This window comes from Alterinioella sp. (genome assembly GCF_058343375.1).
The window spans coordinates 15,001-36,765 of sequence record NZ_JBTUJH010000015.1; the positions used below are offsets into that span (position 1 = coordinate 15,001).

Consider the following 21,765-nt stretch of genomic DNA (forward strand, 5'->3'; position numbering starts at 1 on the left):
GCAAGAAGGTTTGAGGGAAGGGGATGGTGTGAAACTGCTGGACCGGCTGCAGGCCGTCATTCGATCCGTAGGGGTGGCAACGGCCTGGGCGACGGTGGTCCCCATTGCCTTCTTCACCGGTTTGCAGATGCTGGATCGCAAGCTGCGTCTCGGCCTATCATCCATCCTGCCCGATCTTTCCACATCCTTGCTGTTCACCTGATCATCATGAGTTTCGCCCCCCCCCTGTATCCGAACAGGCGGGGTTGATCTTTCTGGCCTCCCGCCCAGGATCGGTTCGCGATAAGCTACAGTCACTTCAGCAACAGGGATCGCCATGCTTACCATCGGCACGCTTTCAAAAAGGACCGGAACCAAGGTCCAGACCATCCGCTATTACGAGCAGATCGGTCTGATGAACGAACCGGGGCGCTCAGCCGGCGGCCAGCGCCGGTATTTCGAACAGGATCTGGATCGTCTGGGGTTTATCCGACATTCCCGCCAGCTTGGCTTTTCGCTTGAAACGATTCGGGAATTGCTCGACCTCGCGGACGATCCGTCGCGCTCCTGTGCGGATGCGGATATCATTGCGCGACGTCACCTTGTGCAGGTGGAAAAGCGTATCAAGCGCCTTCAGGCCCTGAAAAAGGAGCTTCGCCGCATGGTGAATGAATGTGCCGGCAATTCTGTGTCCGAGTGCAAGATCATCGAAGTGCTGCGCGATCATTCGGAATGTCTGACCGATCATGACGAGATCGGGGCCTGATCGGCGGCAGGCCCGGTTCTGGCAAGGCGGTTTGTGCCTCGCCAATGGCCCCGCCGCGCGGCATGGCTCGTCCCTGCGCGGGGTCCGGACCGCCCGGTTGCGGACGCATAGCTGCATCGACAATTTCAAACAGCCGGCAAGGGTTGTCTGCCGGGACCACGCCGCAACGCCGATCAATTGCCAGATCGCCCTTGCACGTATGGCCTGCCACGCATAGAACACCGCAAATTTGGACGTTGCGGGGCAGGGGCCCTGCACAGATAATATAGGGAATGCCATGCAGGTTTCTGAAACGCTGAACGAGGGCCTCAAGCGCGGCTATGAGATCACCATCACCGGCGCCGAACTGGCCGCGAAAGTGGATGAAAAGCTGCTCGAGGCGCAGCCCGGGGTCGAAATGAAGGGCTTTCGCAAGGGCAAGGTGCCGATGGCGCTGCTGAAAAAGCAGTTTGGCCCGCGCCTGATTGGTGAAGCCATGCAGGAAAGCGTCGATGGCGCGATGCAGAGCCACCTGGAAGAATGCGGCGACCGCCCGGCGATGCAGCCCGAAGTAAAGATGATCAATGAAGACTGGAAAGAAGGCGATGATGTCGTCGTCGCCATGTCCTATGAGGCGCTGCCCGAGATCCCCGAGGTCGATTTCAAGGCGCTCTCGCTGGAAAGACTGATCGTGACCCCGGCCGAAGATGACGTCGCCGAAGCGCTGAAAAATCTGGCGGAGTCAGCGCAGAATTTTGAAACCAAGGACGGGCCGGCCGCAGATGGCGATCAGATCGTGATTGATTTTCTGGGCAAACTCGATGGCGAGGCATTCGAGGGCGGCACGGCAGAAGATTATCCGCTGACGCTTGGCTCGAACAGTTTCATCCCCGGCTTTGAGGAACAGTTGATTGGTGCCGTGGCCGGTGACGAGAAAAGCGTCGAGGTCTCGTTCCCCGAGGAATACGGGGCCGAACATCTGGCCGGCAAGGCCGTGATCTTTGAATGCAAGATCAAGCAAGTCAAAGCGCCCGCCGCGGCCGAGTTGACGGACGAGCTGGCCAAACAATTCGGGGCCGACAGCCTGGAGGCCCTGCGCGACCAGATCAAGGACCGCCTGAAGGCCGAATATTCCAGCGCCTCGCGCGCGGTGATGAAACGCAACCTGCTGGATCAACTCGATGGCGCGGTGAATTTCGATCTGCCGCCCTCGCTGGTGGATGCCGAAGCCGGCCAGATCGCGCATCAGCTGTGGCATGAGGAAAACCCCGAGGTCGAAGGCCATGACCACCCCGAGGCCGAGCCGACCGATGAGCACAGATCATTGGCCGAACGCCGTGTGCGTCTGGGGCTGCTGCTGGCCGATCTGGGGCAGAAAAACGACGTGCAGGTCAGCGACGCCGAGATGACGCAGGCGATCATGAACCAGGCCCGGCAATATCCCGGTCAGGAACGCGAGTTCTTTGAGTTCATCCAGAAGAACCAGGGTGCCCAACAGCAGTTGCGCGCACCGCTGTTTGAAGACAAGGTTGTCGATTTCATCTTTGAAATGGCCGAGATCACCGACAAGGAAGTCTCGAAAGATGACCTTCAAAAAGCCATCGAGGCGCTGGACGACGCATAAATCCCGCGTCAGGGACGCCCGATATTCAGGGGCTGCACATCATGTGCGGCCCCCTTTTTGTTCGGTGCCCAGGTTTATGCATAATCTTTTTCTGTTCCCGCAGTCTTTTTTCCTAGGCTCTGGTGCTGGAAGGTTGTTATCCTTTCGGCGAGACCAGAACCAAGTAGTGATTGACGTCATTTTTTTATTTGAACCTTTAACGCCGGTTAAGGCACTTACAGGCAAGACGGCGCATATATGCGTCATGTCCATAGCGCGCCATTTCGGGCCACCAAAAAGGCAAGCCCGTGCGCGTAGGATCAATTGAGGGCCAAAAATGCCCCGCTGTGCCGGCCGGACAAATCTGGGAGGGATTTGGCATTTCTGTTTTTCTGTCTGCAATCCAGACCGCAACTGCGCGCGCCTGCCTCGGCACGGTGCTCGGCGCGGCCCGCGCTCCTTTTGCCCAAGATACGGCAATGATGCAGGAAAGGGATGGAATTTACGAATAGCAGGGGCGGCCAAAAATGGCTTTCATTGCTTCTACGGCCCCGGGGATCGGGACGGGGTCGAGCCGGTCGAAAAAGGATCATGTGCGGTCGGCGCATCGGGACGAAGTTAAAGTCATGATCTCAACCCAATCTCTTGGAGGAAATACCCGTGAGATATTTAGCAATGGCCATTTTTGGCTTTCTTGCCTCGGCTACGGTGGCGCTCGCCTGTCCGGATTACAGCCAGACCGGCGCAACCTACAATTATTCGGGCGACCAGCTTTACAGCCCGCAATCTTTCAGCGTTGTGGCCGGTGGCCAGAATGAACTGCGCAATTGCGGTTTCAACAATTCCGGTTTCGCCACAACCGCCCCGGATTTCTCGTTCTACCTGAGCGGCATGGACCAGTACTATCTGGTCGCCGATGTGGACAGCGCCTGCGATTCTGTGCTTTTGGTCAACACCGCCAACGCCACCTGGCTGTTTGACGATGACAGCAATGGCAACCTTGACCCGCGGCTTGAGATCCGGGGCGCGCAGAACCTGAACGGGCGCGTCGATATCTGGGTCGGCACCTATGATGGCAGCTATTGCGATGCGACGCTGAACATGGAGACCTGGTATGCACAGGCCGGCGGCGCACCCGTGCCGGCACCTGCGCCGGCACCTGCGCCGGCACCTGCACCTGCACCGCTGCCTGTCGCCGGTTGCCCCAGCTATGGCGTTCCGGGCCAGTCCTATAACGCAACCGGTCAGGAACTTTATTCGCCGCGTGCCTTCCCTGTGATGGCCACTGGCGGTGCGGAACTGCGCAGCTGCGGGTTTTCGAATTCCGGCTATGTCTCGGAGGTGCCGCAATATTCCTTCTACCTGAGCGGCATGGACCAGTATTATCTGGTTGCCGATGTGGACGCCTCTTGCGATTCGGTCATGCTGATCAACACCGCCAACGCCACCTGGCTGTTTGACGATGACAGCAATGGCAATCTGGACCCTCAGATTGAAATCCGGGGCGCGCAGAACCTGAACGGTCGCATCGACATCTGGGTCGGAACCTATGGCAACACCACCTGCCAGGGCACGCTGAACCTTGAGACCTTCCTGGCCCAGGCACCGGCCCCCCTGCCGACGCCGCAACCGTTGCCGACGCCGCAGCCGTTGCCGACGCCAGCCCCTGCCGCTGCCTGCCCGACCTGGCAGCAGCCCGGCCAGACCTACAACCTGACCGGTCAGCAGCTTTACAGCCCGCAGCGCTATCAGGTGCAGGCCGGTGGTTCGACCGCCTTGCGCGATTGCCCGATGGACGGGGCCGGCTACGTCTATCCGGTGCCGCAATTCTCGTTCAACCTGTCAGGTATGGATGGCTATGATCGGCTTGAGATCGAGGTCGAAAGCCAGTGCGATCCGACCCTGCTGGTCAACACGCCCGATACCACCTGGTATTTCGACGATGATGGCGGTGGCAGCCTGCAGCCGCTTCTGAACCTGCCCTCGGGGCCTGGTCTGAACGGCCGTCTGGATGTCTGGGTTGGCACCTATAACGGCTCTGCCTGCGCGGCGACGCTTGAACTGGAGACCTGGTATAACTGACGCCAGCGTTTCTTGAGAAAGGGAAGGGGCCGTCCGTCAGGGGCGGCCCTTTTCAATTTGGCGGCGATTGCGGTTCGGGTCCGAGCGAGTTTTGATCCACGTGGTCACTGTGCCGGTGGCCCCGAATGCGCGGAGCGTCCTGGCCCCGGCCGGACAAATCGCGGAGTTTCGCAAACGGTCCGAATCAAAAATGCGGGACGCATGGGATCTGATTCGCTCATGTTTCGGCGCACGGTCGCGCAGGGTCGCGCCTGGTATGCCAAGCTATCGCGCAGCCTGGCATAGGGGCACAGACCCTAAGTCTCTTTGAACCAAAGCGCGCATACCGAGGACATAGTAAACATGGGGCCTGATATTATTTTAGTGTAGACAAGACACTAATAGGGGGTTATGGTCCTCTTGCATGATAAAAATGGAGATTTAAATGCGCACCCTTATTGTTTCCTTCTTTGTTCTTATGTCCCTTTCCGTCGCCGCAATGGCCTGCCCGACGATCACCCAGGGCCGGGCCACCTATTCCGTGACCGGTCAGGATCTTTTCAGCCCCAACAGCTACAGCGTAACCGCCGGTGGCAGCCAGAGCCTGCGCAATTGCGGCTGGGACAATACCGGCTACGTGATTTCGCAGCCCGATTTCTCGTTCTACACCTCGGGAATGTCATCCTATGGCCGGCTGGAGATCGAAGTGACGCAGGCATCCTGCGACACAGTTTTGCTGGTGAACTCGGCAAATGCCACATGGTATTTCGACGATGACAGCGCCGGCAACCTGCTTCCCCGCGTGAACCTTATTGGCACCTCCGACAGCCAGGGCCGCATCGATGTCTGGGTCGGCACCTATGGCAGCTCGACCTGTGGTGCGACACTGGAACTGGAAACCTGGTATAACTGACCTCTGTTTCACGTCGTGATCCTGGAAAGGCCGCCCGGTTTAGGGCGGCCTTTTCTTGTTGGAGCGGCCCGATAGGGGGGCGATGATGTTCAAAAACAAACTGTCCGGCCAGACAATGAATTAACGTTTTGTATTCACACAAACATTTTCTAACACACACCAGCATGATCAATATGGAGATATCAACGACATTCTTGCGGTTGTGACGCTACCCGACACGTCCAAACAGGAAGGTTGGGTCGATATATGGGGCAGCCCTTGCGGCAGCGGAAATTGCCCCGCAGCCTTGCCGCAGAAATACCTGCCAAGTTCGACCGGCAACCGAATGATATCAATGGTATCGCCGGAAAGGATTTGCGCCATGCCCCACCCCGTCAGAGTCGGGCCGCCTGACATTGCCTTTGCAATTACCCCCCAACCGGCCCATCTTTACCTTTATCTGAAACCGAGACTTTTGAGGACCCACTGCCATGAAAACACTCCTTGCATCGACCGCCTTTATCCTGATCAGCAGCGCGGCCGCGATGGCCTGCCCGAGCTGGCAACAGATTGGTGAAACCTATGAGTTTACCGGTGCCCAGTTGGTTGGCGGGCAAATCGCCCCGGTTACTGCGGGAGGATCATTTGATGTGGCGGGCTGTGGATTGCCCGGTATCGGTTTTACCGCCCAGGTGCCCGATTTTTCGCTGATCCTGAGCGCGATGGACAATTACGACCTGGAGCTGTCAGTGGTATCGGCCTGCGATGCGACGCTGCTGGTCAATACCGTCAACACGACCTGGCTGTTTGACGATGACGGCAATGGCAACCTTGATCCGCGCCTGACCATTTCGGGGGCCGAGAACCTGAATGGCCGCGTCGATATCTGGGTGGGTTCGTATGATGGCAGCTTCTGCGAGGCCAATCTGACGGCCCAGGCGATTGCAGTTGCCGGCGCGGCCCCGGCGGCACCGGGCGGCGGCGGATTTGTCCCCGCGACGCCTGCTCCGGCACCTGCGCCCGCACCGCTGCCCGCACCTGCGGCACCTGCACCTGCTCCGGCACCATTGCCGGCACCTGCTCCGGCCCCGGCACCGCTGCCCGCTCCGGCCCCTGCACCGCTGCCCGCTCCGGCACCGGCTCCGCTGCCCGCTCCGGCACCGGCTCCGGCACCCCTGCCTGACGCACCGGTGACTGACAACAAATAGGTCATCGACCCGACACCAACAGGCCCGCCCCCCATTGATGGGGGCGGGCCCTTTTTTTGTTCCGGCACATTGCAATATACGAAAAACGCCCGCGCCTTCGGCAAAAGGCGCAGGCGTCTATTTTCCACCCGGTAAAGGGTTCTGACGGGTCAGGCGTCGTCGTCGTCCGTGCCTTCTGCCGCAGGCGCGTCAGCCTCCGAGACAGCCCCGGCCAGTTCATCGTCATCCGAGGCGGCTGCCCCGATATCGTCGAACAGCTCCGCAATCTCGAACTCGGCCTCGGCCTCGGCTTCGGCGGCAAGTTCCTGAATGGATTTGCCAGAGGCCTGCAATTCGGCCTCTTCGGGCGAACGCGCCACGTTCAGCGCAATATCAACCTCGACCTCGGGATGCAGGATCACGTGAACCGTGTGCATGCCCAGATCCTTGATCGGGCGCGCCAGGGCGACCTGTTTCTTGTCCAGAGTAAAGCCCTCGGCCGTGGCCGCTTCGGCGGCGTCACGCGTGGTGACCGAGCCATAGAGCGCCCCCGCATCCGATGCAGACCGGATCACGATGAACTGCTGACCGGCCAGCTTGGCCCCAAGCGCTTCAGCTTCGCCCTTGCTCTCCAGATTATGCGCTTCAAGCTGCGCTTTCTGGTTCTCAAAGACCTTCAGATTGGTTTCATTGGCGCGCAGGGCTTTTTTCTGCGGCAACAGGAAATTGCGGGCATAGCCCTCCTTGACGGAGACGACTTCGCCCATCTGGCCCAGTTTGGCCACGCGTTCCAGAAGGATAACGTCCATGGGTCAGATTCCTTATTTGACGGCGTAGGGAAGCAGGGCCAGAAACCGTGCGCGTTTGATCGCACGGGCCAAGGCACGCTGATTTTTTGCCCCTACGGCAGTGATACGGGACGGCACGATCTTGCCACGCTCGGAAACATAGCGCTGCAGAAGACGGATGTCCTTATAGTCGATTTTGGGTGCATTCTGGCCCGCGAACGGGTCGGTCTTGCGGCGGCGGAAAAAAGGTTTTGCGGCCATCAGTTTGATCCTTCCCTGAAATTCAGCGGCGTTCGCGACGGGTGTCGCGTTCATCACGTTTCTGCATCTGGGCCGAAGGGCCCTCGGCATGTTCATCGACCCGGATGGTCAGAACGCGCATCACATCATCATGCAGGCGCATCAGGCGCTCCATCTCCTGCACGGCGGCCGAAGGCGCATCGGTGCGGATATAGGCGTAATGGCCCTTGCGGTTCTTGTTGATCTTGTAGGCCATCGTCTTGACGCCCCAGTATTCGTGGTCAATGACGGTGCCGCCATTGTCCGACAAAACGGTGCCGAAATGTTCGATAAGGCCTTCGGCTTGCGTGTTGGACAGGTCCTGACGCGCAATCATCACATGCTCATAAAGAGGCATGGGGTCTCCAGTCATTTTCTAAGGCGTGTTTCAAAGGTCGGGGTTGATCCTCTGCCCCCGACCACGAGAGACCACGCCGGTGCAAAGCATCAGCAGAGGAAGCCCGCCTTATAGCCAAGTCAACGGCGAGATCAAGCGCTTTCCCCGCGCGCCCACAGCCAGGCGGCAGCCCATGATCCCCGAGGTGATCGACGGCCGGGGCGGTGGCATGTCCATTATGGCGGGTCAGGGGGGCAATGGGCCTCTGCGCAAGCGATTCGCGCCCCTCGGCGGCCTGACCGGAGGGCAGCGTTGCGGGACCTGAACGCCTGTATATATACTGTTTATCAGCGATTTATGTTGATTTTCAAGAGTTGGATGACCTAACGTAATCCAGTGGCGATGGCCGGATTATGCGTGAAGCCATCAAAATGCTAGAATAGCTTCGATCCGGAAGATAATGGGGGCAGGGTGGCAAAGGGTTTGACCTGGATGGGCGTGCGCGCACTGGCTGCGACCCTTGCCTTGCCCGAAATATCGCGGGCAGAGCTGCCCTGCGGCCCCTGCCTGTTGGCGCATGGCGAACTTTGGACATGGTGGGATCAGGACGTTAACGCCCCGGGGCTGCGCCTGCCCCCTGGGGAACGTCCGTTCCTGATCGCCGCCGCCCCCGATGTTTTTTTTGTCACCAAATCCATAATGCGGTTCAATCAGGTCATGGCCCGGCCCGATCGGGTCAGCCGGAAATGGTTTCAGGGCCATCTGCTGCTGAGCTGGCGGGCGCTGTCTCCAAAACTGTTTCAGGAACTCTATCCCGGCGAAGGCCCGCCGGTGCCCAGTTTCACCCTGACCTGATCGGCAGCCCAATCCAGCGGCCCCAATCCAGCGGCCCCACGCACCGCTTCGCAATTGCGAAATGCATCGTCATGCGCTAGCCCGGTAAACTAGGATATCAAGAGCCATGAGGGGGCGGCAACAGCCATGACCAGAGCATTTCTTTTTCCGGGCCAGGGGGCCCAGACCATCGGCATGGGTCAGGCCCTGGCACAGGAATATCCAGCGGCAAAGGCGGTGTTTGACGCGGTCAACGAGGCCCTGGGCGAAGATCTGTCGGCGCTGATCTGGCATGGCGCGCAGGATGATCTGACCCTGACGCAGAATGCGCAACCGGCGCTGATGGCGACCTCGCTTGCGGTCATGGCGGCGCTGGCGGCCGAGGGTGTCACCGTCGAGGCGGCAAGTTTCGTGGCCGGTCATTCCCTGGGGGAATATTCGGCGCTTTGTGCGGCGGGGGCCCTCAGCCTGGAAGATACCGCGCGTCTGTTGCGGATCCGGGGCCGCGCCATGCAGCAGGCGGTGCCGGTGGGTGAAGGCGCGATGGCCGCGCTTCTGGGGCTCGATTTTGCCACCGTGCAGAAAGTGGCCGAGGCCGCCGCCGCCGATGGGCTGGTCTGTTCGGCCGCCAATGACAATGATCCCGGTCAGGTGGTGGTCTCGGGCCACCGCAGGGCCGTGGAACGCGCCATCGAGATTGCCAAGGCTCAAGGGGCCAGGCGGGCGCTGCTGTTGCCGGTCTCTGCTCCGTTCCATTGCGAATTGATGGAACCCGCCGCCGAAGCCATGGCCGAAGCGCTGAGCCATGTTGATATATCGCCGCCGAAAGTGCCCGTCGTGGTCAATGTCGGCGCGGTGGCCGAAACCTCGCCGATGATCATACGCAACAGCCTGGTGCAGCAGGTCACCGGGTCGGTGCGCTGGCGCGAAAGCGTGCTGTGGATGGCCGAGAACGGAGTCTCCGAGACCTGGGAAATCGGGGCCGGCAAGGCCTTGACCGGCATGGTGCGCCGGATCGACAAATCGCTGACTTATCGGACGCTCGGCACACCCGAAGAAGTCCGCGCGGCGGCTGAGGCTTTCGCCACGGCCTGAGCGCCGGGGCCGTGTGACACAGAGACCCATCCACCGGTCGGGTTCAAGGGCGGTGGTTTAAGAAAAGGACGAACATGTTTGATCTGACAGGAAAAAACGCTTTGGTAACTGGCGCATCTGGCGGCATCGGGGCTGAGATTGCGCGGGTATTGCATGGTGCGGGCGCAACACTCGGCCTGTCCGGCACGCGGATTGATCCGTTGCAGGCATTGGCCGATGAACTGGGCGAGCGCGCCCATGTGCTGCCCTGCAATCTGAGCGATTCCGAGGCGGTGCAGGCCTTGCCCAAGACAGCGGCGGACGCAATGGGATCGGTCGATGTGCTGGTCAATAATGCCGGCATCACCCGCGACAACCTGTTCATGCGGATGTCGGACGAGGAATGGGCCTCTGTGATCGAGGTCAACCTGACCTCCACCATGCGGCTCTGCCGTGGCGTGTTGCGCCCGATGATGAAGGCGCGATGGGGCCGGATCGTCAATATCAGCTCCGTGGTGGGAACCACGGGCAACCCCGGTCAGGCCAATTACGCGGCCTCCAAGGCGGGCATGATCGGGATGTCGAAATCGCTGGCCCATGAGGTCGCATCGCGCGGCATCACGGTCAATGCGGTGGCCCCCGGCTTTATCGAAACCGCGATGACCGACAAGCTGACGGAGGATCAGAAAGGCAAGATCCTGACCCAGATCCCGGCGGGGCGCATGGGCAGCCCGGCCGAGATTGCGGCAGCGGTGCTGTATCTGGCCTCACCCGAGGCGGGTTACGTCACCGGCGCCACCTTGCATGTCAATGGCGGCATGGCGATGATCTGATGGTCTCGCTCCGGCAGCGCCTGTGCAACGGTATCGCACGGACGGTGCAAAAACCGCTATTGGTGCTGCCATTGCCGCAGCCGATTGCCCGCATGGCCTTTGATCTGAACGCGCGGCTGCTGTATCGCACGCCGCGCGATATGGTGCTGGTGCCGGTCGATATGGGTGGCGTGCCCTGCACCTGGATTACCCGCCAGGATCAGCGTCAGGATGGTGTGCTGATCTATCTGCATGGCGGCGGTTTTGTGATGGGATCGCTGCGCAGCCATCGCCATCTGGTGGCGCATCTGGCGGCAAAATCGGGCCTGCGGGCGCTGTTTGTAAATTATCGCCTGGCCCCGGAACATCCCTTTCCCGCCGCCCCTGACGATGCCCTGGCTGCCTATCGCGGCCTGCTTGCGGCCGGCCATGATCCGGCCCGGATTTCGCTGGCGGGCGACAGCGCCGGCGGCTGTCTGGCGATGGTGCTGTTGCGTGATATTGCGCGCGCGGGCTTGCCTGCGCCGCGCGCGGTGGCGCTGATGTCTCCGATCACCGATCTGACGGGGTCGGGCGCGTCGCTTTCGGAAAACCGGTGGCGCGATCCGATCCTGCCGCTGTCCTGGGGGCGGCGCGCGGTTGCGGCCTATCTGGCGGGGCAGGATTCCGCAGAGCCGCGCATTTCTCCGCTTTGGGGCGATCTGTCGGGGCTGCCGCCGGTCTTTGTGCAGGTCTGCGAGAGCGAGATTCTGCGCGATGACGGGCAACGCCTGGCGGTGGCGATCACGGCCGCAGGCGGTCAGGCAGAGCTGCGGATCTGGCATGACGTGCCACATGTCTGGCATCTGATGTGCGGCCGCGTCCCCGAGGCCGATGCCGGCGTCGATGAACTGGCAGCCTTTCTGACCGGAACGGCAGAGAGTGAGGGTCAGGCGGCCCTTGCGGGGCCCGGCACTGGCAGAAGCGCAGATTGAATGCGCGTCCGAAGCGCCGCAGGAGAGGCATCAACGGGAATGCGGATCAGTGGCACACCAGCTTTTTTTATTGCGATGTCAATCAGGTGACGTTCCGGATCGGTGGCGGCACCGGTCTGGGGGCGGATCATCACCGCCAGGTCAATTTCGCCGCTATAGGAAAATACGCCGAAATCCAGTTCGGCCCGGTTCAACGGTTGCAGCGCATCCACGGCCAGACCAGTATCGCCTGCAGCCGGGCGAATGCAGAGCGCCCGCGCAAGCGCCACATCCGGCAACACGCGCTGCGCCTGTCCCAGGCATTCGACGACATCCTCCAGCCGTTCCAGCAGGCTTGCGCGCGCCGGATCAAGCACCGGAACCCGATCAATCGCGGCCAGGGCCAGGTGTTCAGCCGGTGCCGGCATGGGCGCTGCGGGGGCAGCGCCAGCCCGCACAGCATGGTTTTTCGCCACCTGTCCAGGCTTTGATCTGCGCACCCGGATATCGAATGCGATGAAGCCGATCGAAAGCAGGCCAAGGGAAAAAACAACCGCCAGATAGGGCGCTGCGGGATGGTAGACCACCGCGGCAATCAGGAACTGAACCGGGTCTGTCATGGCCTGGACCTTTCATCAAAACATGTGGTTCGGTATCCGACCGCATATTGCGGGCGCATCGCTGCATCCGAAGGTCACGATAGGCCAGAAAAGATGCAATTTGGTTAAGCGCAAGGCTGCCGGAAGGGCATCCATTTTGGCGAAAATCAGCGCATTGCCCCGTTGCCTTCGCAAGGATATGTGCTATAGGCGGCGCAGTTTTGCCGGGGGGCGCACTTGCGTCAGACGGTAGCGGGGCTTTAATCAAGCGCCATGACACCGCCGACATCGGCACATTGAAAAACGAGGGTGGCCCCGGTGGGCATGCTTTCGAAAAATTGAATGAGGATCGTAAAGATGAGCGATATCGCAGACCGCGTGAAGAAAATCGTTGTCGAGCACCTGAGCGTCGAGGAAGACAAAGTGGCCGAGAACGCCTCGTTCATCGACGATCTGGGTGCCGACAGCCTGGACACTGTCGAACTGGTCATGGCTTTTGAAGAAGAGTTCGGCATCGAAATTCCCGATGACGCGGCCGAAACGATCCAGACCTTCGGCGACGCCGTCAAATTCATCACCGAAGCCTCCTGAGCTTCGCACGATCTGAAAATTCATTGCGGCATCCCGGGCGGGGTGCCGTTTTGCGTTTCGGCCATTTCCCATGTGCCGGCGATGCGCCAAGGGATTGCCCCCATGGGGCGCTTGACGCTATCACCTAGGCGACAGGCTGAAAAGCGAAGGGCAGGATATATGCGTCGAGTTGTTGTCACCGGTCTGGGGATGGTGTCCCCGTTGGCCTGCGGTGTGGAAGAAACATGGGGTCGGCTCCTGGCGGGTCAGTCGGGTGCCGGGGCGATCGAAAAGTTTGACGCCAGCCATCTGGCCACGACCTATGCCTGCGAAGTGCCTCTGGGCGATGGCAGCGACGGCACATTCAATCCCGATGACTGGATGTCGCCAAAGGATCGGCGCAAGGTCGATGATTTCATTCTCTATGGCATGGCGGCCGCCATGCAGGCGGTGACCGATGCCGGCTGGACGCCCGAGAATGAGGCCGACCGGCTGCGCACCGGTGTGATGATCGGATCAGGCATCGGCGGGCTGTCCTCGATTGCCGACACCGCCATATTGCTGAAGGAAAAGGGCCCGCGGCGGGTCTCGCCTTTCTTTATTCCGGGATCGTTGATCAATCTGATTTCGGGGCAGGTCTCGATCCGCTACGGGTTCAAGGGCCCCAATCATGCGGTGGTGACCGCCTGTTCGACCGGGGCGCATGCCATTGGCGATGCGGCGCGCCTTATCCAGTGGGGCGACGCCGAAGTGATGATCGCGGGCGGGGCCGAGGCGGCGATTTGCGAAATCGGAATTGCCGGGTTCAATGCCTGCAAGGCGCTGTCCACCAATCGCGGCGATAATCCGCAAAAAGCCAGCCGCCCCTATGATGCCGATCGTGACGGCTTTGTCATGGGCGAGGGCGCGGGCGTTGTGGTGCTGGAAGAATATGAGCACGCACGCGCGCGCGGTGCCAGGATCTATGCCGAGGTTCTGGGCTATGGGCTGTCGGGGGATGCCTATCACATCACCGCACCATCGCAGGATGGCGATGGCGGGTTTCGGTCGATGAAAGCGGCGCTGGATCGGGCCGGGCTGAGCCCGGGCGATATCGACTATATCAATGCGCATGGCACCTCGACCATGGCCGACACGATCGAGCTTGGCGCGGTGGAGCGGCTGTTGGGCGATGCGGTGGCGGGGGCCACCATGTCCTCGACCAAATCCTCGATCGGGCATCTTCTGGGCGCGGCCGGCGCGGTGGAGGCGATTTTCTGCATCCTGGCGATCCGCGATCAGGTGGCTCCGCCGACCATCAACCTGGACAACCCGGACATCACATCGACGCTGGATCTGGCACCGAATGTCAAACGCGAACGCAAGATCAATGTCGCGCTGAGCAACAGTTTCGGATTTGGCGGCACCAATGCCAGCCTGCTCCTGGGCAAGGTGACAGACTGATGTGGAAGCACATTGCGGCCAACGGGTTCAGCCTTCTTATCGTGGCGTTCATCGCCTTTGCCGGGGCGATTGCCTGGGGGCAGCGGCAATTCGTCGAACCCGGGCCGCTGGAACAGGCCGTTTTCTTTGAGGTGGCACCGGGTGCCAGCCTGGCGGAGGTTTCGGAAAACCTGTTTGCGGCCGGTGTCATTTCCAGCCCGACGCTGTTTCGTCTTGGTGCGCGCTATACCGAACAGGCCGAGGATTTGCGGTTTGGCACCTATGAGATCGCGGCCGGGGTGTCGATGGCTGAGGTGCTTGCGATTGTAACTTCGGGCGGGCGATCGACCTTCCGCTATACCGCCACCTACGTTATCCGGGGGCAGGGCAACGGCGAAATGCGCCTGCGCGAAAGGGTGCCGGGAACCGGCGAGCAGGTCGATCTGGCGGTGTTTGGATCCGGCGATCCGGTGCCCGAGGCCTATGCTGCGCTGGTCGCCGGCACAGTGCCGATTGTCTACCGTGTGGTGGTCCCCGAAGGAATGACGGTCTGGCAGATTGTGGAAGGTCTGCGCGGGGCGGATTTTCTGGTCGATGATGTGGTTGATCTGCCACCCGAGGGCACGCTGGCCCCCGATACCTATGAAGTGGCGCGCGGCACTGTGATATCAGAGCTGCTGACCCGAATGGCCGAGGCGCAAACCGCCATCCTGATTGCCGCCTGGGCCGGGCGCGCGGATGACCTGCCGATCGCGACTGTGCAGGAGGCGTTGATTCTGGCCTCGCTTATCGAGAAGGAAACCGGCGTCAGCTCTGAGCGCAATCAGGTGGCGGGTGTGTTCGCGAACCGCATGCGCCAGGGGATCAGATTGCAAACCGACCCGACGATCATATATGGCGAAAGCGAAGGGCGGGGGTTTTTGGGGCGCGGCATCCGGCAAAGTGAAATTGATAATGCGGGCAATCCCTGGAACACCTATCGCATCGACGGATTGCCGCCGACGCCGATAGCCAACCCCGGGCGTGCCGCGATCGAGGCGGCTGTGAACCCGGCCGAGACCGATTATATCTTCTTTGTGGCGGATGGGTCAGGTGGGCATGCCTTTGCCGTAACCCTGGCAGAACATCAGCGAAACGTCGCCGCCTGGCGCGCGATTGAAGCCGAACGGGCAGCGCAGGAAAACTGAGCCTCGCCGCGCTGTCGCGCGTCGATCCGGGTGGGGGCCAGCCCCCACACCCCCGGGATATTTGCAGCGCAAAGAATATCTGGATCAACCTGAATCCAAACATGCAGCGAGTTGTTGTCAAACAGGAAAAGCTGTCTTGTATCTCCCCTGGAAGCGTTTCGACAAATACCATGACGGTCCCTGTCAGGATAGGGTTACGGTCTGCGGAGCACTCTCTTGTAGCAGAGACTGAAACTCCGGATCTGACGGGGTGGCCGGGCTTGATCTTGGGTCGCGGGTTTTGGTGACGCCGTTTGTGGCTGGCTGACAGTCAGGGGTGCGAAACTTGGCCCGTGACAACCCGGATGCAACTTCCTAATCTGATCGAACGCCCCAGGGATCGGACCGATCCGCCCACACCACGTCCCCGGAGACCCTGTTCCATGTGCCTTTCGCAGACCGTCAGTTTCGCCGCCAGCGCCATTCTCATCGTCGGGGGCGGGGTCGCCATTACCAAGGCGTGGCAGATCAACAAGCGCTATCTGCCGGTGGCATTGATGCCGCTTTTTGCCGGTGTGCAGCAATTCATGGAGGGCAATGTCTGGTGGGGCGTCAATACCGGTGATCCGGGAACGACATTGCTGGGTGCGCTCGGGTTCATCTTTTTCACCTGGTTCATGTGGCCGTTCTGGATTCCGCTGGCGACCTATGTGCTTGAGCCGCCCGAAAGCACCAGAAAGCCCTGGTTGCTGGCGATGTCGGTGGGCGGGCTGGCCTTTGGCCTGGCGCTTTATGTGCCGCATCTGCTCAACCCTGACTGGATCGAAGTGTCGGTCAACCGGAACTCGCTGGCCTATGAGGGCACCATGATCCTTGACTATCTGATGCCCAGAGAGCTGACTTTTTCAATCTACCTGTTCCTGATCATTGCGGCACCGGCGATCTCGACCTATCTGCATATGCGCTGGTTTGCGCTGACCATCGTGGCGGTCGTCGTTGTGGATATCGTATTCCTGCGCTATGCTTATATCTCGTTTTTCTGCCTGCTTGCCGGGCTGGGCACGCTGCATCTGATCTACATCATCATGCGTAACAAATGCGCGCGTGAATGCCCGATGCTGTTTGCATGAGCGCCCGGCCGGACCACAGGAACCGGGGGTGTATCGGCTGTCATGGAAAGTTCCACATCTTCGGCACATACTGGTGACGGGCTCGATCACGCGTTGCTTTCCGGGCGGTCCGCGTTTCTTGGGTTTCTGGTCAAACGCCTTGGCAATCGCGCCGATGCCGAGGATGTGTTGCAGGAATTCTGCATTCGGGTTCTGGCCCGCAAGGATCAACTGCGCCAAGCGGATCGGATGGATGCCTGGCTCTATTCGGTTTTACGCTCGGCCCTGAATGACCATTATCGCAAGACCGGGCGGCGCAAGCGGCTGGGCGATGCCTTTGCAATCGAAACACAGTCGGCAGAGGAAGCCGTGGACTCCTCTGAAGCGATGGCCCGGATCTGCGGCTGCGTGAAGGGATTGGTGCCAGGATTGCGCCCCGCGGATGGCGAGCTGATCTACCGGATCGATATCGACGAGGAAGATCGCGCCAGCGTCGCCGCAGATCTGGGGCTGAAGCCGGGAACGCTGGCCGTGCGCCTGCACCGCGCCCGCGCCGCGCTGGGCGATGCGCTGCTGGGACATTGTGGATATTGCTGCAAGCATGGTTTTGAGGATTGTTCCTGCCCGCCCGCCGGTTGCGAAAACCCCGACGAGGTATCGCGCTGTGCAGGCGAAAAAACGCCATCTGACACACCGTCGCTGTAACATTTCCGGTCAAGGAGCGTCTGCCGGATGAAGGGGTATTGCGGCCCGAATATCGAGGGAGGTGGCGATCAATGACGTTTTCGAACCGGTCCTGTTCCGGGTATGATCTGCCGGGATCTCAGGGGAATTCTGAGCTTCGCAAGGTTCTGGACGCCCTGTTCTGCGGCTGCCGCAAGGACTTGCAGGCCAGCGATGCCTTGCTGCGACGTGACTTGTTTTACCTGACCGAATTTGAAGGCCAGACGCTGGCCGCCGCCGCCGCCATTTGCGGCCTGGGCATCGATGATGCCGAACGGATGCTGGCCATAACCCGGCGCGACGTGGCGGTGCTGCTGGATCTGGGGCTTGGCATATCGCCCGATGCCGCACCCGGTGACACGGCCCCGCTTGACGATTGCAGCTGCCGCGCCAAATAGCCGGCCCGAATGAACAGCAAGCGCCAACCCATGCGCCCCGGCCGGCCCGCGCGCGGCGTTGTTTTTCACGCTCACCAGGAAAATCTGTAATCCCCCGCGGCGGCGCGCGTCTGTCTGATCATGAGAGGCGCGGGCCTCACATTCACCTGGGGAGAGGGAAAGACCGGCAATGATCAATGTAATGTCCCGGCCTTTCGGAAAAATGGGCGCGCGGCTTCTGGTCTTTGCCAGCGCCCGGAACGCGCAAAGCTCCAGCGATGTCGTCATCGTCGACAATGTGACGATATATTCCGCGGTTCTGCCGGCCGAGATGCTGCGCGGCTTTCGGCCCGGCTCGGAGGAGGCGCGAATGCATGGCGGCGTGCCCGATGGCGGGCATGTGATCGAGCATATTTTTGAATACAGGCACCAGTGACACGCCTCGCAAGGGGCCACAGGGCCATGAGAGAATGGAAAGAAGATGAAGCAACCAACGTCATATCTCGCTGTCTCGGTGGCGATCTTCGCGGGCCTGCTGGTTCTGGGCTGGGCCACGCATGGCACGGGCATCGTCCAGGACGACCCCGAACGCAACATCGTCATTCCCGATGAATTGACCAGCACGCTGCAAGTGCGGGCCGCCTATGATGGGGAACGGATCTGGTTTCGCTACCGGTGGCCGACGCAACGCCCCGCCATCTTCAATGATGTGCTGGTCTACCAGGATGGTGAATGGATCCGGCGCGGCGGTGGAACATTGGGGCCCGACCCTGATTTCCTGACCGAAGACCGGGTGGCCATGATGATCGATGACGGCTCGGTGCCGCTGTTTTCGCGCTATGGCGGCTATATCACCATCGGTGACAGGTTGACGACCTTCACCGGCGCGCCGGACTCCGAGGAGGAGCGCACCAAATACGTGCCGTCATCGCGCATTGATCCGAATGATTTCGACTCGGTCCGGTCTGAAAGCGAACTCGAGGCGCTGCGCGAAGCGGGCCAGTTCATCGACCTGTGGCAATGGCGTTCAAGCCGGTCCAACCCGATCGGCCTGGCCGATGACGGCTTTGTCGCCGAAGAACGCAGCGGCGATGCTGGCACCGGTCCCTATAGCACCAATTTTGATAGCGAAACCGGCCAGCCAAGATACATGTTCAACCCGGAGGTCGCGGGCAGCCCGGCGCTGTCGCTGGAGGCGGTCCTCGCCGGGGATGTCGGGTTCAACGACATCTATTACCTCAGCGCCGAAACCGCTATTGCGTTTGACCCGAGCCTGGATTGGCAAAACGGCGACACCATCCCGCGGCGTTATCTGCGCCCCGCTGAGGGATCGCGCGGCGATGTGGCTCAACCCGCCGCTGCGCGCTGGCGCAACGGGTTCTGGGACGTGACCCTGGTGCGCGACATGGATACCGGCAATCCCGATGATGACAAGATTTTCCGCGATGGCGGCAATTACGATCTGGCATTCGCGGTGTTCCGCAACGCGTCGACCATGCGCTGGCACTACGTCACCTTGCCGGTATCCCTGGGGTTGGAACAACCCGCCCAACTGGTCGCCGAACGCATCGAGCCGGGAACCGAGCCGGACTGGAGCCAGCCCTGGACCGAAATCACCACCTTCTACCCCGGACAGGTCACCTGGGGCCGTCTGACCGATGCCCAACAACATCCCGGTGCCGACCGTATCGCGGCCCGTGTCCCGGTGGCTTCCCGCCACAGCGAGGAACAGCTGGCGATCTACGGCGTGCAGATGGAATTTGCCGAGGAGATCCGCGCCCAGTGGATCTGGACGCTTGTCGTCAGCCTTGGCCTGATCGTGGGCCTTGGGATCAACGTCAACCTGCTGATGCGCCGCCGCGAGGAACAGCTATGACCCACCAGTTGACAAGCGCTGACCCAATCACCAATGCCGGAAAGGAAGGCAAGATGAAACGCTTTGAATGGAGGACGCGCGGTGCCCGGATCGGTATGGCGGCCGGGGCCGTGACACTGCTGGCAACCGCTGCGGCCCTGGCCCATAGCGCGGGCGGCGGGGTCGCGCTGGCCGTGGAAGGTGCTGCCCAATGGTCGCTCAGCCCGGTCTATCACATTCTCGTTGCGCATTTTCCGGTCGCTTTGTGGGTGACGGCCTATCTGTTCATCGTGATCCGCAGCTTCTCGGATTCCAATATCGCCGTGCAACTGCAAAAGGCGATCTGGCCGCTGGCCGCATTGGGAACGCTGGCGGGCTTTGTCACCTACGGGCTGGGGCTTACAATCTATCCGTGGTCGGCAATCACGCAATCGCCTCTGGGGCGCAACCATATCCTGCTGGCGACCTGGACGCTGAGCTACTGGAGCGTGATGACCGTGCTTGGCTACCGCTTCCGCCGGCACCTGTTTGACGGCGCTCAGCGCTGGATCACCTTCTCGCTGGCCACCATCGGCGCGATCGTCATCACGATCACCGGAACCCTGGGTGGGTCGCTCACCGGCACGCCCTCGCTGGTGACAAGAAGCCTCAGCTGGATCGGCTGGGATGTCTACATGACCTTCTATCTGCCGACCTGGATGCTGATCCTCTATGGCACCGGGGCGATCGCGCTGATCGCGATCGGGATAGTGGGGCGCCGCGCCAATGCGGCCCCTAGAAAGCGATAGTGCCGCGCGCCGCGCCCCGGCGGAGAATCGCAATCCGGCGCTTTGCGGGCTTCCACCGAAAGGTTTTTCCTTCAGAAATCTGAAATGCCGGTGCTTTCCGGCGTCTTCCTGTCAGCGGGCGGCAGCGCTGCCGCGGATCAACACCGAACAAGGAATTCTCACCATGAAACTCGAACTTCTGGCTGGTGCCGTTGCCATTGGCATATTGGCCATAACCGGGGCCGCGCTGGCGCATGAAATGGATACCGATCAGGACGGTCTGTATTCGCTGGCCGAAATGCGCACCGAATATCAAGCCGGGGCTTGGCGGCGGGGTGGTGCTGCTTGGTCTGGCGATTCTGGCGACGGCTTAGGCGGTCCGAGCCTGCGCGAGGCCCATCAATTGATCACGCGCTCCGCGACGCGCATCCCTTCGGACAGGCCGGAAGACGGGTAGAGGATCACGCGCTCGCCCTCGGACAATCCGCGCGTCACCTGCGCCTCGATGCCGTTATTCGGGCCGATCTCGATCGCGCGCAACAGGGCGATACCGTCAGAGACGACAAATACCGACCAACTGTCGCGGCTTCGAAAAAGCGCGCTGGCAGGGACAATCAGCGTGTCTTCCGCCTCCCAGACAATGATCCGGGTCTCCACTCGAAACCCATGGCCGAGGCCGGTATAGTGATCGGGCGGATCGGAAAATGCGATCACGGCATTCACGCGTTGTTCTTCCACGCCAAGGGCCGAAAACCGTGTTATTCCAAACGGATCGACCCGGATCACTTCGCCCGACAGATCCGTTGATCCGCCCCAATCTGTAATGATCACCGGATCGCCCACAGAGACCTGCACCGCGTCCGTTGACAGCAGATCGACCACCACTTCCAGATCATTGGCGATGTCGCCGATTTCCATGATCGGCGCGCCGGCAGGCAGTGATGTCGCACTTTGCTGGATGATCCGAAGGATACGGCCATCGGCCGGGGCATAAAGCGGGATGTCGTCGGAGGCATTCCCGATGGCCGCGGCAAGGCGCTGATCGTCGAACCCGATCAGTTGCGCCCGCGCATTGGCAATCTCGGCCTCGCGCATCGAGATTGCGGCCTCGGCAGTATCAACATTTGCCTGCGCCACGCGGGCGGTCTGCCGGGCGCGGTCAAGTGCGGCACCGGTCTCTATGCCGCGTTCCACCAATTGTTCCGTTCTGGAAAATTCCGCTTGCGCCAGATCAAGATTGGCCAGCGCCGCATTCAGATCGGCGCGCGCAACCCGCAGCGCCGCTTCGGCGGCATTGACGGCGGCAATGGCCTGTTCGCGGTTGCGCACGTCCAGCGCGGCGGGGTTGGTCGGGCGCATATTGGCGACGATGGTTTCACCCCGGATGACCTGGTCGCCGGGCTGCACGGTGACGCGCTGCAACTGCCCGGCCACAGGGGTCGAGACAATATAGGCGTCGCGCACCCGTGTGCGGCCTTCCTCATTTATTGTCAGGCGCATGGCTGCGCGCGTCACGTCCCCCATATCAACCATCATGGGTCTGGGCCAGAATGCCACCGCCAATGCGCCCGCAACCAGCAGCACGGTAATCGTGGTCAGAATCAGGCGCGATCGTTTCTTTGCTTTGGCCATG

At 61.1% G+C, this 21,765-nt stretch carries 25 protein-coding genes; 19 read left to right on the forward strand and 6 right to left on the reverse strand.

Annotation, left to right across the window (positions count from 1 at the left end; genetic code table 11):
* Nucleotides 1–28: 28 nt before the first annotated feature.
* The 6 genes from ACW8PS_RS02530 (at nt 29) to ACW8PS_RS02555 (ending at nt 6,488) form a co-directional block, all read left to right on the forward strand.
* Entirely contained in the window at nt 29–202 is a 174-nt protein-coding gene (locus tag ACW8PS_RS02530; protein WP_491525686.1) for a hypothetical protein, read from the forward strand.
* A 114-nt stretch (nt 203–316) separates the two neighbouring features.
* Entirely contained in the window at nt 317–745 is a 429-nt protein-coding gene (locus ACW8PS_RS02535) for a MerR family transcriptional regulator (protein ID WP_491525687.1), read from the forward strand.
* A 277-nt stretch (nt 746–1,022) separates the two neighbouring features.
* Complete coding sequence (tig, locus tag ACW8PS_RS02540; protein WP_491525688.1) at nt 1,023–2,348, forward strand: trigger factor; 1,326 nt, start codon at nt 1,023–1,025, stop codon at nt 2,346–2,348.
* A 639-nt stretch (nt 2,349–2,987) separates the two neighbouring features.
* Nucleotides 2,988–4,409 (forward strand): hypothetical protein, encoded by a 1,422-nt coding sequence (locus tag ACW8PS_RS02545; protein ID WP_491525689.1) that lies wholly within the window; start codon nt 2,988–2,990, stop codon nt 4,407–4,409.
* 424 nt (nt 4,410–4,833) lie between these two features.
* The gene (locus ACW8PS_RS02550) at nt 4,834–5,301 is read left to right on the forward strand and encodes a hypothetical protein (protein WP_491525690.1); all 468 of its coding nucleotides are present in this window, start codon (nt 4,834–4,836) and stop codon (nt 5,299–5,301) included.
* 470 nt (nt 5,302–5,771) lie between these two features.
* Entirely contained in the window at nt 5,772–6,488 is a 717-nt protein-coding gene (locus tag ACW8PS_RS02555) for a hypothetical protein (RefSeq protein ID WP_491525692.1), read from the forward strand.
* A 149-nt stretch (nt 6,489–6,637) separates the two neighbouring features.
* Here ACW8PS_RS02555 and rplI read toward each other — a convergent pair whose 3' ends face one another.
* The 3 genes from rplI to rpsF are packed head-to-tail and all read right to left on the reverse strand — an operon-like array spanning nt 6,638 to nt 7,892.
* Nucleotides 6,638–7,276, reverse strand: a complete 639-nt coding sequence (gene rplI, locus ACW8PS_RS02560; protein ID WP_491525693.1) for a 50S ribosomal protein L9 — start codon at nt 7,274–7,276, stop codon at nt 6,638–6,640.
* 12 nt (nt 7,277–7,288) lie between these two features.
* A complete protein-coding gene (rpsR, locus tag ACW8PS_RS02565; protein WP_491525694.1) occupies nt 7,289–7,516 on the reverse strand; it encodes a 30S ribosomal protein S18 in 228 nt (75 codons plus the stop codon).
* Between the two features lie 22 nt (nt 7,517–7,538).
* Nucleotides 7,539–7,892 carry a 30S ribosomal protein S6 gene (gene rpsF, locus ACW8PS_RS02570; protein WP_491525695.1) on the reverse strand — a complete coding sequence of 118 codons (354 nt, stop codon included), beginning with the start codon at nt 7,890–7,892 and terminating at the stop codon, nt 7,539–7,541.
* A gap of 450 nt (nt 7,893–8,342) precedes the next feature.
* On the opposite strand from rpsF, the gene ACW8PS_RS02575 reads away from it, so the two are divergent.
* The 4 genes from ACW8PS_RS02575 (at nt 8,343) to ACW8PS_RS02590 (ending at nt 11,565) form a co-directional block, all read left to right on the forward strand.
* Complete coding sequence (locus ACW8PS_RS02575) at nt 8,343–8,726, forward strand: hypothetical protein (protein WP_491525696.1); 384 nt, start codon at nt 8,343–8,345, stop codon at nt 8,724–8,726.
* Between the two features lie 126 nt (nt 8,727–8,852).
* Complete coding sequence (fabD, locus tag ACW8PS_RS02580) at nt 8,853–9,800, forward strand: ACP S-malonyltransferase (protein ID WP_491525698.1); 948 nt, start codon at nt 8,853–8,855, stop codon at nt 9,798–9,800.
* Between the two features lie 74 nt (nt 9,801–9,874).
* Nucleotides 9,875–10,612, forward strand: a complete 738-nt coding sequence (fabG, locus tag ACW8PS_RS02585) for a 3-oxoacyl-ACP reductase FabG (RefSeq protein WP_491525699.1) — start codon at nt 9,875–9,877, stop codon at nt 10,610–10,612.
* The gene (locus ACW8PS_RS02590; RefSeq protein ID WP_491525700.1) at nt 10,612–11,565 is read left to right on the forward strand and encodes an alpha/beta hydrolase; all 954 of its coding nucleotides are present in this window, start codon (nt 10,612–10,614) and stop codon (nt 11,563–11,565) included. Before fabG ends, ACW8PS_RS02590 begins: the two co-directional genes overlap by 1 nt.
* Here the strand turns inward: ACW8PS_RS02590 and ACW8PS_RS02595 are convergent.
* Nucleotides 11,520–12,164 carry a hypothetical protein gene (locus ACW8PS_RS02595; protein ID WP_491525701.1) on the reverse strand — a complete coding sequence of 215 codons (645 nt, stop codon included), beginning with the start codon at nt 12,162–12,164 and terminating at the stop codon, nt 11,520–11,522. The two genes, ACW8PS_RS02590 and ACW8PS_RS02595, sit on opposite strands and share 46 nt — an antisense overlap.
* Nucleotides 12,165–12,500: 336 nt before the next feature.
* Here ACW8PS_RS02595 and ACW8PS_RS02600 point away from each other — a divergent pair, with 336 nt between their 5' ends.
* The 9 genes from ACW8PS_RS02600 to ACW8PS_RS02640 all read left to right on the forward strand — a co-directional run bounded on the left by ACW8PS_RS02600 (nt 12,501) and on the right by ACW8PS_RS02640 (nt 20,153).
* Complete coding sequence (locus ACW8PS_RS02600; RefSeq protein ID WP_491525702.1) at nt 12,501–12,734, forward strand: acyl carrier protein; 234 nt, start codon at nt 12,501–12,503, stop codon at nt 12,732–12,734.
* Between the two features lie 159 nt (nt 12,735–12,893).
* Nucleotides 12,894–14,156 (forward strand): beta-ketoacyl-ACP synthase II, encoded by a 1,263-nt coding sequence (gene fabF / locus ACW8PS_RS02605; protein ID WP_491525703.1) that lies wholly within the window; start codon nt 12,894–12,896, stop codon nt 14,154–14,156.
* Entirely contained in the window at nt 14,156–15,322 is a 1,167-nt protein-coding gene (mltG, locus tag ACW8PS_RS02610) for an endolytic transglycosylase MltG (RefSeq protein ID WP_491525704.1), read from the forward strand. Before fabF ends, mltG begins: the two co-directional genes overlap by 1 nt.
* Nucleotides 15,323–15,744: 422 nt before the next feature.
* On the forward strand, nt 15,745–16,431 hold the full coding sequence (locus tag ACW8PS_RS02615; protein ID WP_491525705.1) for a DUF6629 family protein: 687 nt from the start codon (nt 15,745–15,747) through the stop codon (nt 16,429–16,431).
* A gap of 42 nt (nt 16,432–16,473) precedes the next feature.
* Entirely contained in the window at nt 16,474–17,115 is a 642-nt protein-coding gene (locus ACW8PS_RS02620) for an RNA polymerase sigma factor (protein ID WP_491525706.1), read from the forward strand.
* Between the two features lie 71 nt (nt 17,116–17,186).
* Nucleotides 17,187–17,531 (forward strand): hypothetical protein, encoded by a 345-nt coding sequence (locus ACW8PS_RS02625; RefSeq protein WP_491525707.1) that lies wholly within the window; start codon nt 17,187–17,189, stop codon nt 17,529–17,531.
* Nucleotides 17,532–17,712: 181 nt separating this feature from the next.
* A complete protein-coding gene (locus tag ACW8PS_RS02630) occupies nt 17,713–17,946 on the forward strand; it encodes a hypothetical protein (protein WP_491525708.1) in 234 nt (77 codons plus the stop codon).
* A gap of 45 nt (nt 17,947–17,991) precedes the next feature.
* The gene (locus ACW8PS_RS02635; RefSeq protein ID WP_491525710.1) at nt 17,992–19,386 is read left to right on the forward strand and encodes an ethylbenzene dehydrogenase-related protein; all 1,395 of its coding nucleotides are present in this window, start codon (nt 17,992–17,994) and stop codon (nt 19,384–19,386) included.
* Nucleotides 19,387–19,439: 53 nt separating this feature from the next.
* A complete protein-coding gene (locus tag ACW8PS_RS02640) occupies nt 19,440–20,153 on the forward strand; it encodes a DUF2231 domain-containing protein (RefSeq protein ID WP_491525711.1) in 714 nt (237 codons plus the stop codon).
* Here the strand turns inward: ACW8PS_RS02640 and ACW8PS_RS02645 are convergent.
* A complete protein-coding gene (locus tag ACW8PS_RS02645; protein WP_491525712.1) occupies nt 20,140–20,388 on the reverse strand; it encodes a hypothetical protein in 249 nt (82 codons plus the stop codon). The two genes, ACW8PS_RS02640 and ACW8PS_RS02645, sit on opposite strands and share 14 nt — an antisense overlap.
* Nucleotides 20,389–20,531: 143 nt before the next feature.
* Nucleotides 20,532–21,764: an efflux RND transporter periplasmic adaptor subunit gene (locus ACW8PS_RS02650; protein WP_491525713.1), complete on the reverse strand. Its 1,233-nt coding sequence runs from the start codon at nt 21,762–21,764 to the stop codon at nt 20,532–20,534.
* Nucleotide 21,765 lies beyond the last annotated feature (1 nt).

What these genes read in the sequence shown, in the direction of transcription:
- ACW8PS_RS02625 (WP_491525707.1), top strand. Translation starts at nt 17,187, where the DNA reads ATGACGTTTTCGAACCGGTCCTGTTCCGGGTATGATCTGCCGGGATCT.
- ACW8PS_RS02590 (WP_491525700.1), top strand. Translation starts at nt 10,612, where the DNA reads ATGGTCTCGCTCCGGCAGCGCCTGTGCAACGGTATCGCACGGACGGTG.
- ACW8PS_RS02550 (WP_491525690.1), top strand. Translation starts at nt 4,834, where the DNA reads ATGCGCACCCTTATTGTTTCCTTCTTTGTTCTTATGTCCCTTTCCGTC.
- ACW8PS_RS02600 (WP_491525702.1), top strand. Translation starts at nt 12,501, where the DNA reads ATGAGCGATATCGCAGACCGCGTGAAGAAAATCGTTGTCGAGCACCTG.
- ACW8PS_RS02595 (WP_491525701.1), bottom strand. Translation starts at nt 12,164, where the DNA reads ATGACAGACCCGGTTCAGTTCCTGATTGCCGCGGTGGTCTACCATCCC.
- ACW8PS_RS02645 (WP_491525712.1), bottom strand. Translation starts at nt 20,388, where the DNA reads ATGCGCCAGCGCGGCCCCGGTTATGGCCAATATGCCAATGGCAACGGC.
- fabD (WP_491525698.1), top strand. Translation starts at nt 8,853, where the DNA reads ATGACCAGAGCATTTCTTTTTCCGGGCCAGGGGGCCCAGACCATCGGC.
- rpsF (WP_491525695.1), bottom strand. Translation starts at nt 7,892, where the DNA reads ATGCCTCTTTATGAGCATGTGATGATTGCGCGTCAGGACCTGTCCAAC.
- mltG (WP_491525704.1), top strand. Translation starts at nt 14,156, where the DNA reads ATGTGGAAGCACATTGCGGCCAACGGGTTCAGCCTTCTTATCGTGGCG.
- ACW8PS_RS02615 (WP_491525705.1), top strand. Translation starts at nt 15,745, where the DNA reads ATGTGCCTTTCGCAGACCGTCAGTTTCGCCGCCAGCGCCATTCTCATC.
- ACW8PS_RS02630 (WP_491525708.1), top strand. Translation starts at nt 17,713, where the DNA reads ATGTCCCGGCCTTTCGGAAAAATGGGCGCGCGGCTTCTGGTCTTTGCC.
- ACW8PS_RS02555 (WP_491525692.1), top strand. Translation starts at nt 5,772, where the DNA reads ATGAAAACACTCCTTGCATCGACCGCCTTTATCCTGATCAGCAGCGCG.
- rplI (WP_491525693.1), bottom strand. Translation starts at nt 7,276, where the DNA reads ATGGACGTTATCCTTCTGGAACGCGTGGCCAAACTGGGCCAGATGGGC.
- ACW8PS_RS02535 (WP_491525687.1), top strand. Translation starts at nt 317, where the DNA reads ATGCTTACCATCGGCACGCTTTCAAAAAGGACCGGAACCAAGGTCCAG.
- ACW8PS_RS02650 (WP_491525713.1), bottom strand. Translation starts at nt 21,764, where the DNA reads ATGGCCAAAGCAAAGAAACGATCGCGCCTGATTCTGACCACGATTACC.
- ACW8PS_RS02635 (WP_491525710.1), top strand. Translation starts at nt 17,992, where the DNA reads ATGAAGCAACCAACGTCATATCTCGCTGTCTCGGTGGCGATCTTCGCG.
- rpsR (WP_491525694.1), bottom strand. Translation starts at nt 7,516, where the DNA reads ATGGCCGCAAAACCTTTTTTCCGCCGCCGCAAGACCGACCCGTTCGCG.
- fabG (WP_491525699.1), top strand. Translation starts at nt 9,875, where the DNA reads ATGTTTGATCTGACAGGAAAAAACGCTTTGGTAACTGGCGCATCTGGC.
- fabF (WP_491525703.1), top strand. Translation starts at nt 12,894, where the DNA reads ATGCGTCGAGTTGTTGTCACCGGTCTGGGGATGGTGTCCCCGTTGGCC.
- tig (WP_491525688.1), top strand. Translation starts at nt 1,023, where the DNA reads ATGCAGGTTTCTGAAACGCTGAACGAGGGCCTCAAGCGCGGCTATGAG.
- ACW8PS_RS02620 (WP_491525706.1), top strand. Translation starts at nt 16,474, where the DNA reads ATGGAAAGTTCCACATCTTCGGCACATACTGGTGACGGGCTCGATCAC.
- ACW8PS_RS02640 (WP_491525711.1), top strand. Translation starts at nt 19,440, where the DNA reads ATGAAACGCTTTGAATGGAGGACGCGCGGTGCCCGGATCGGTATGGCG.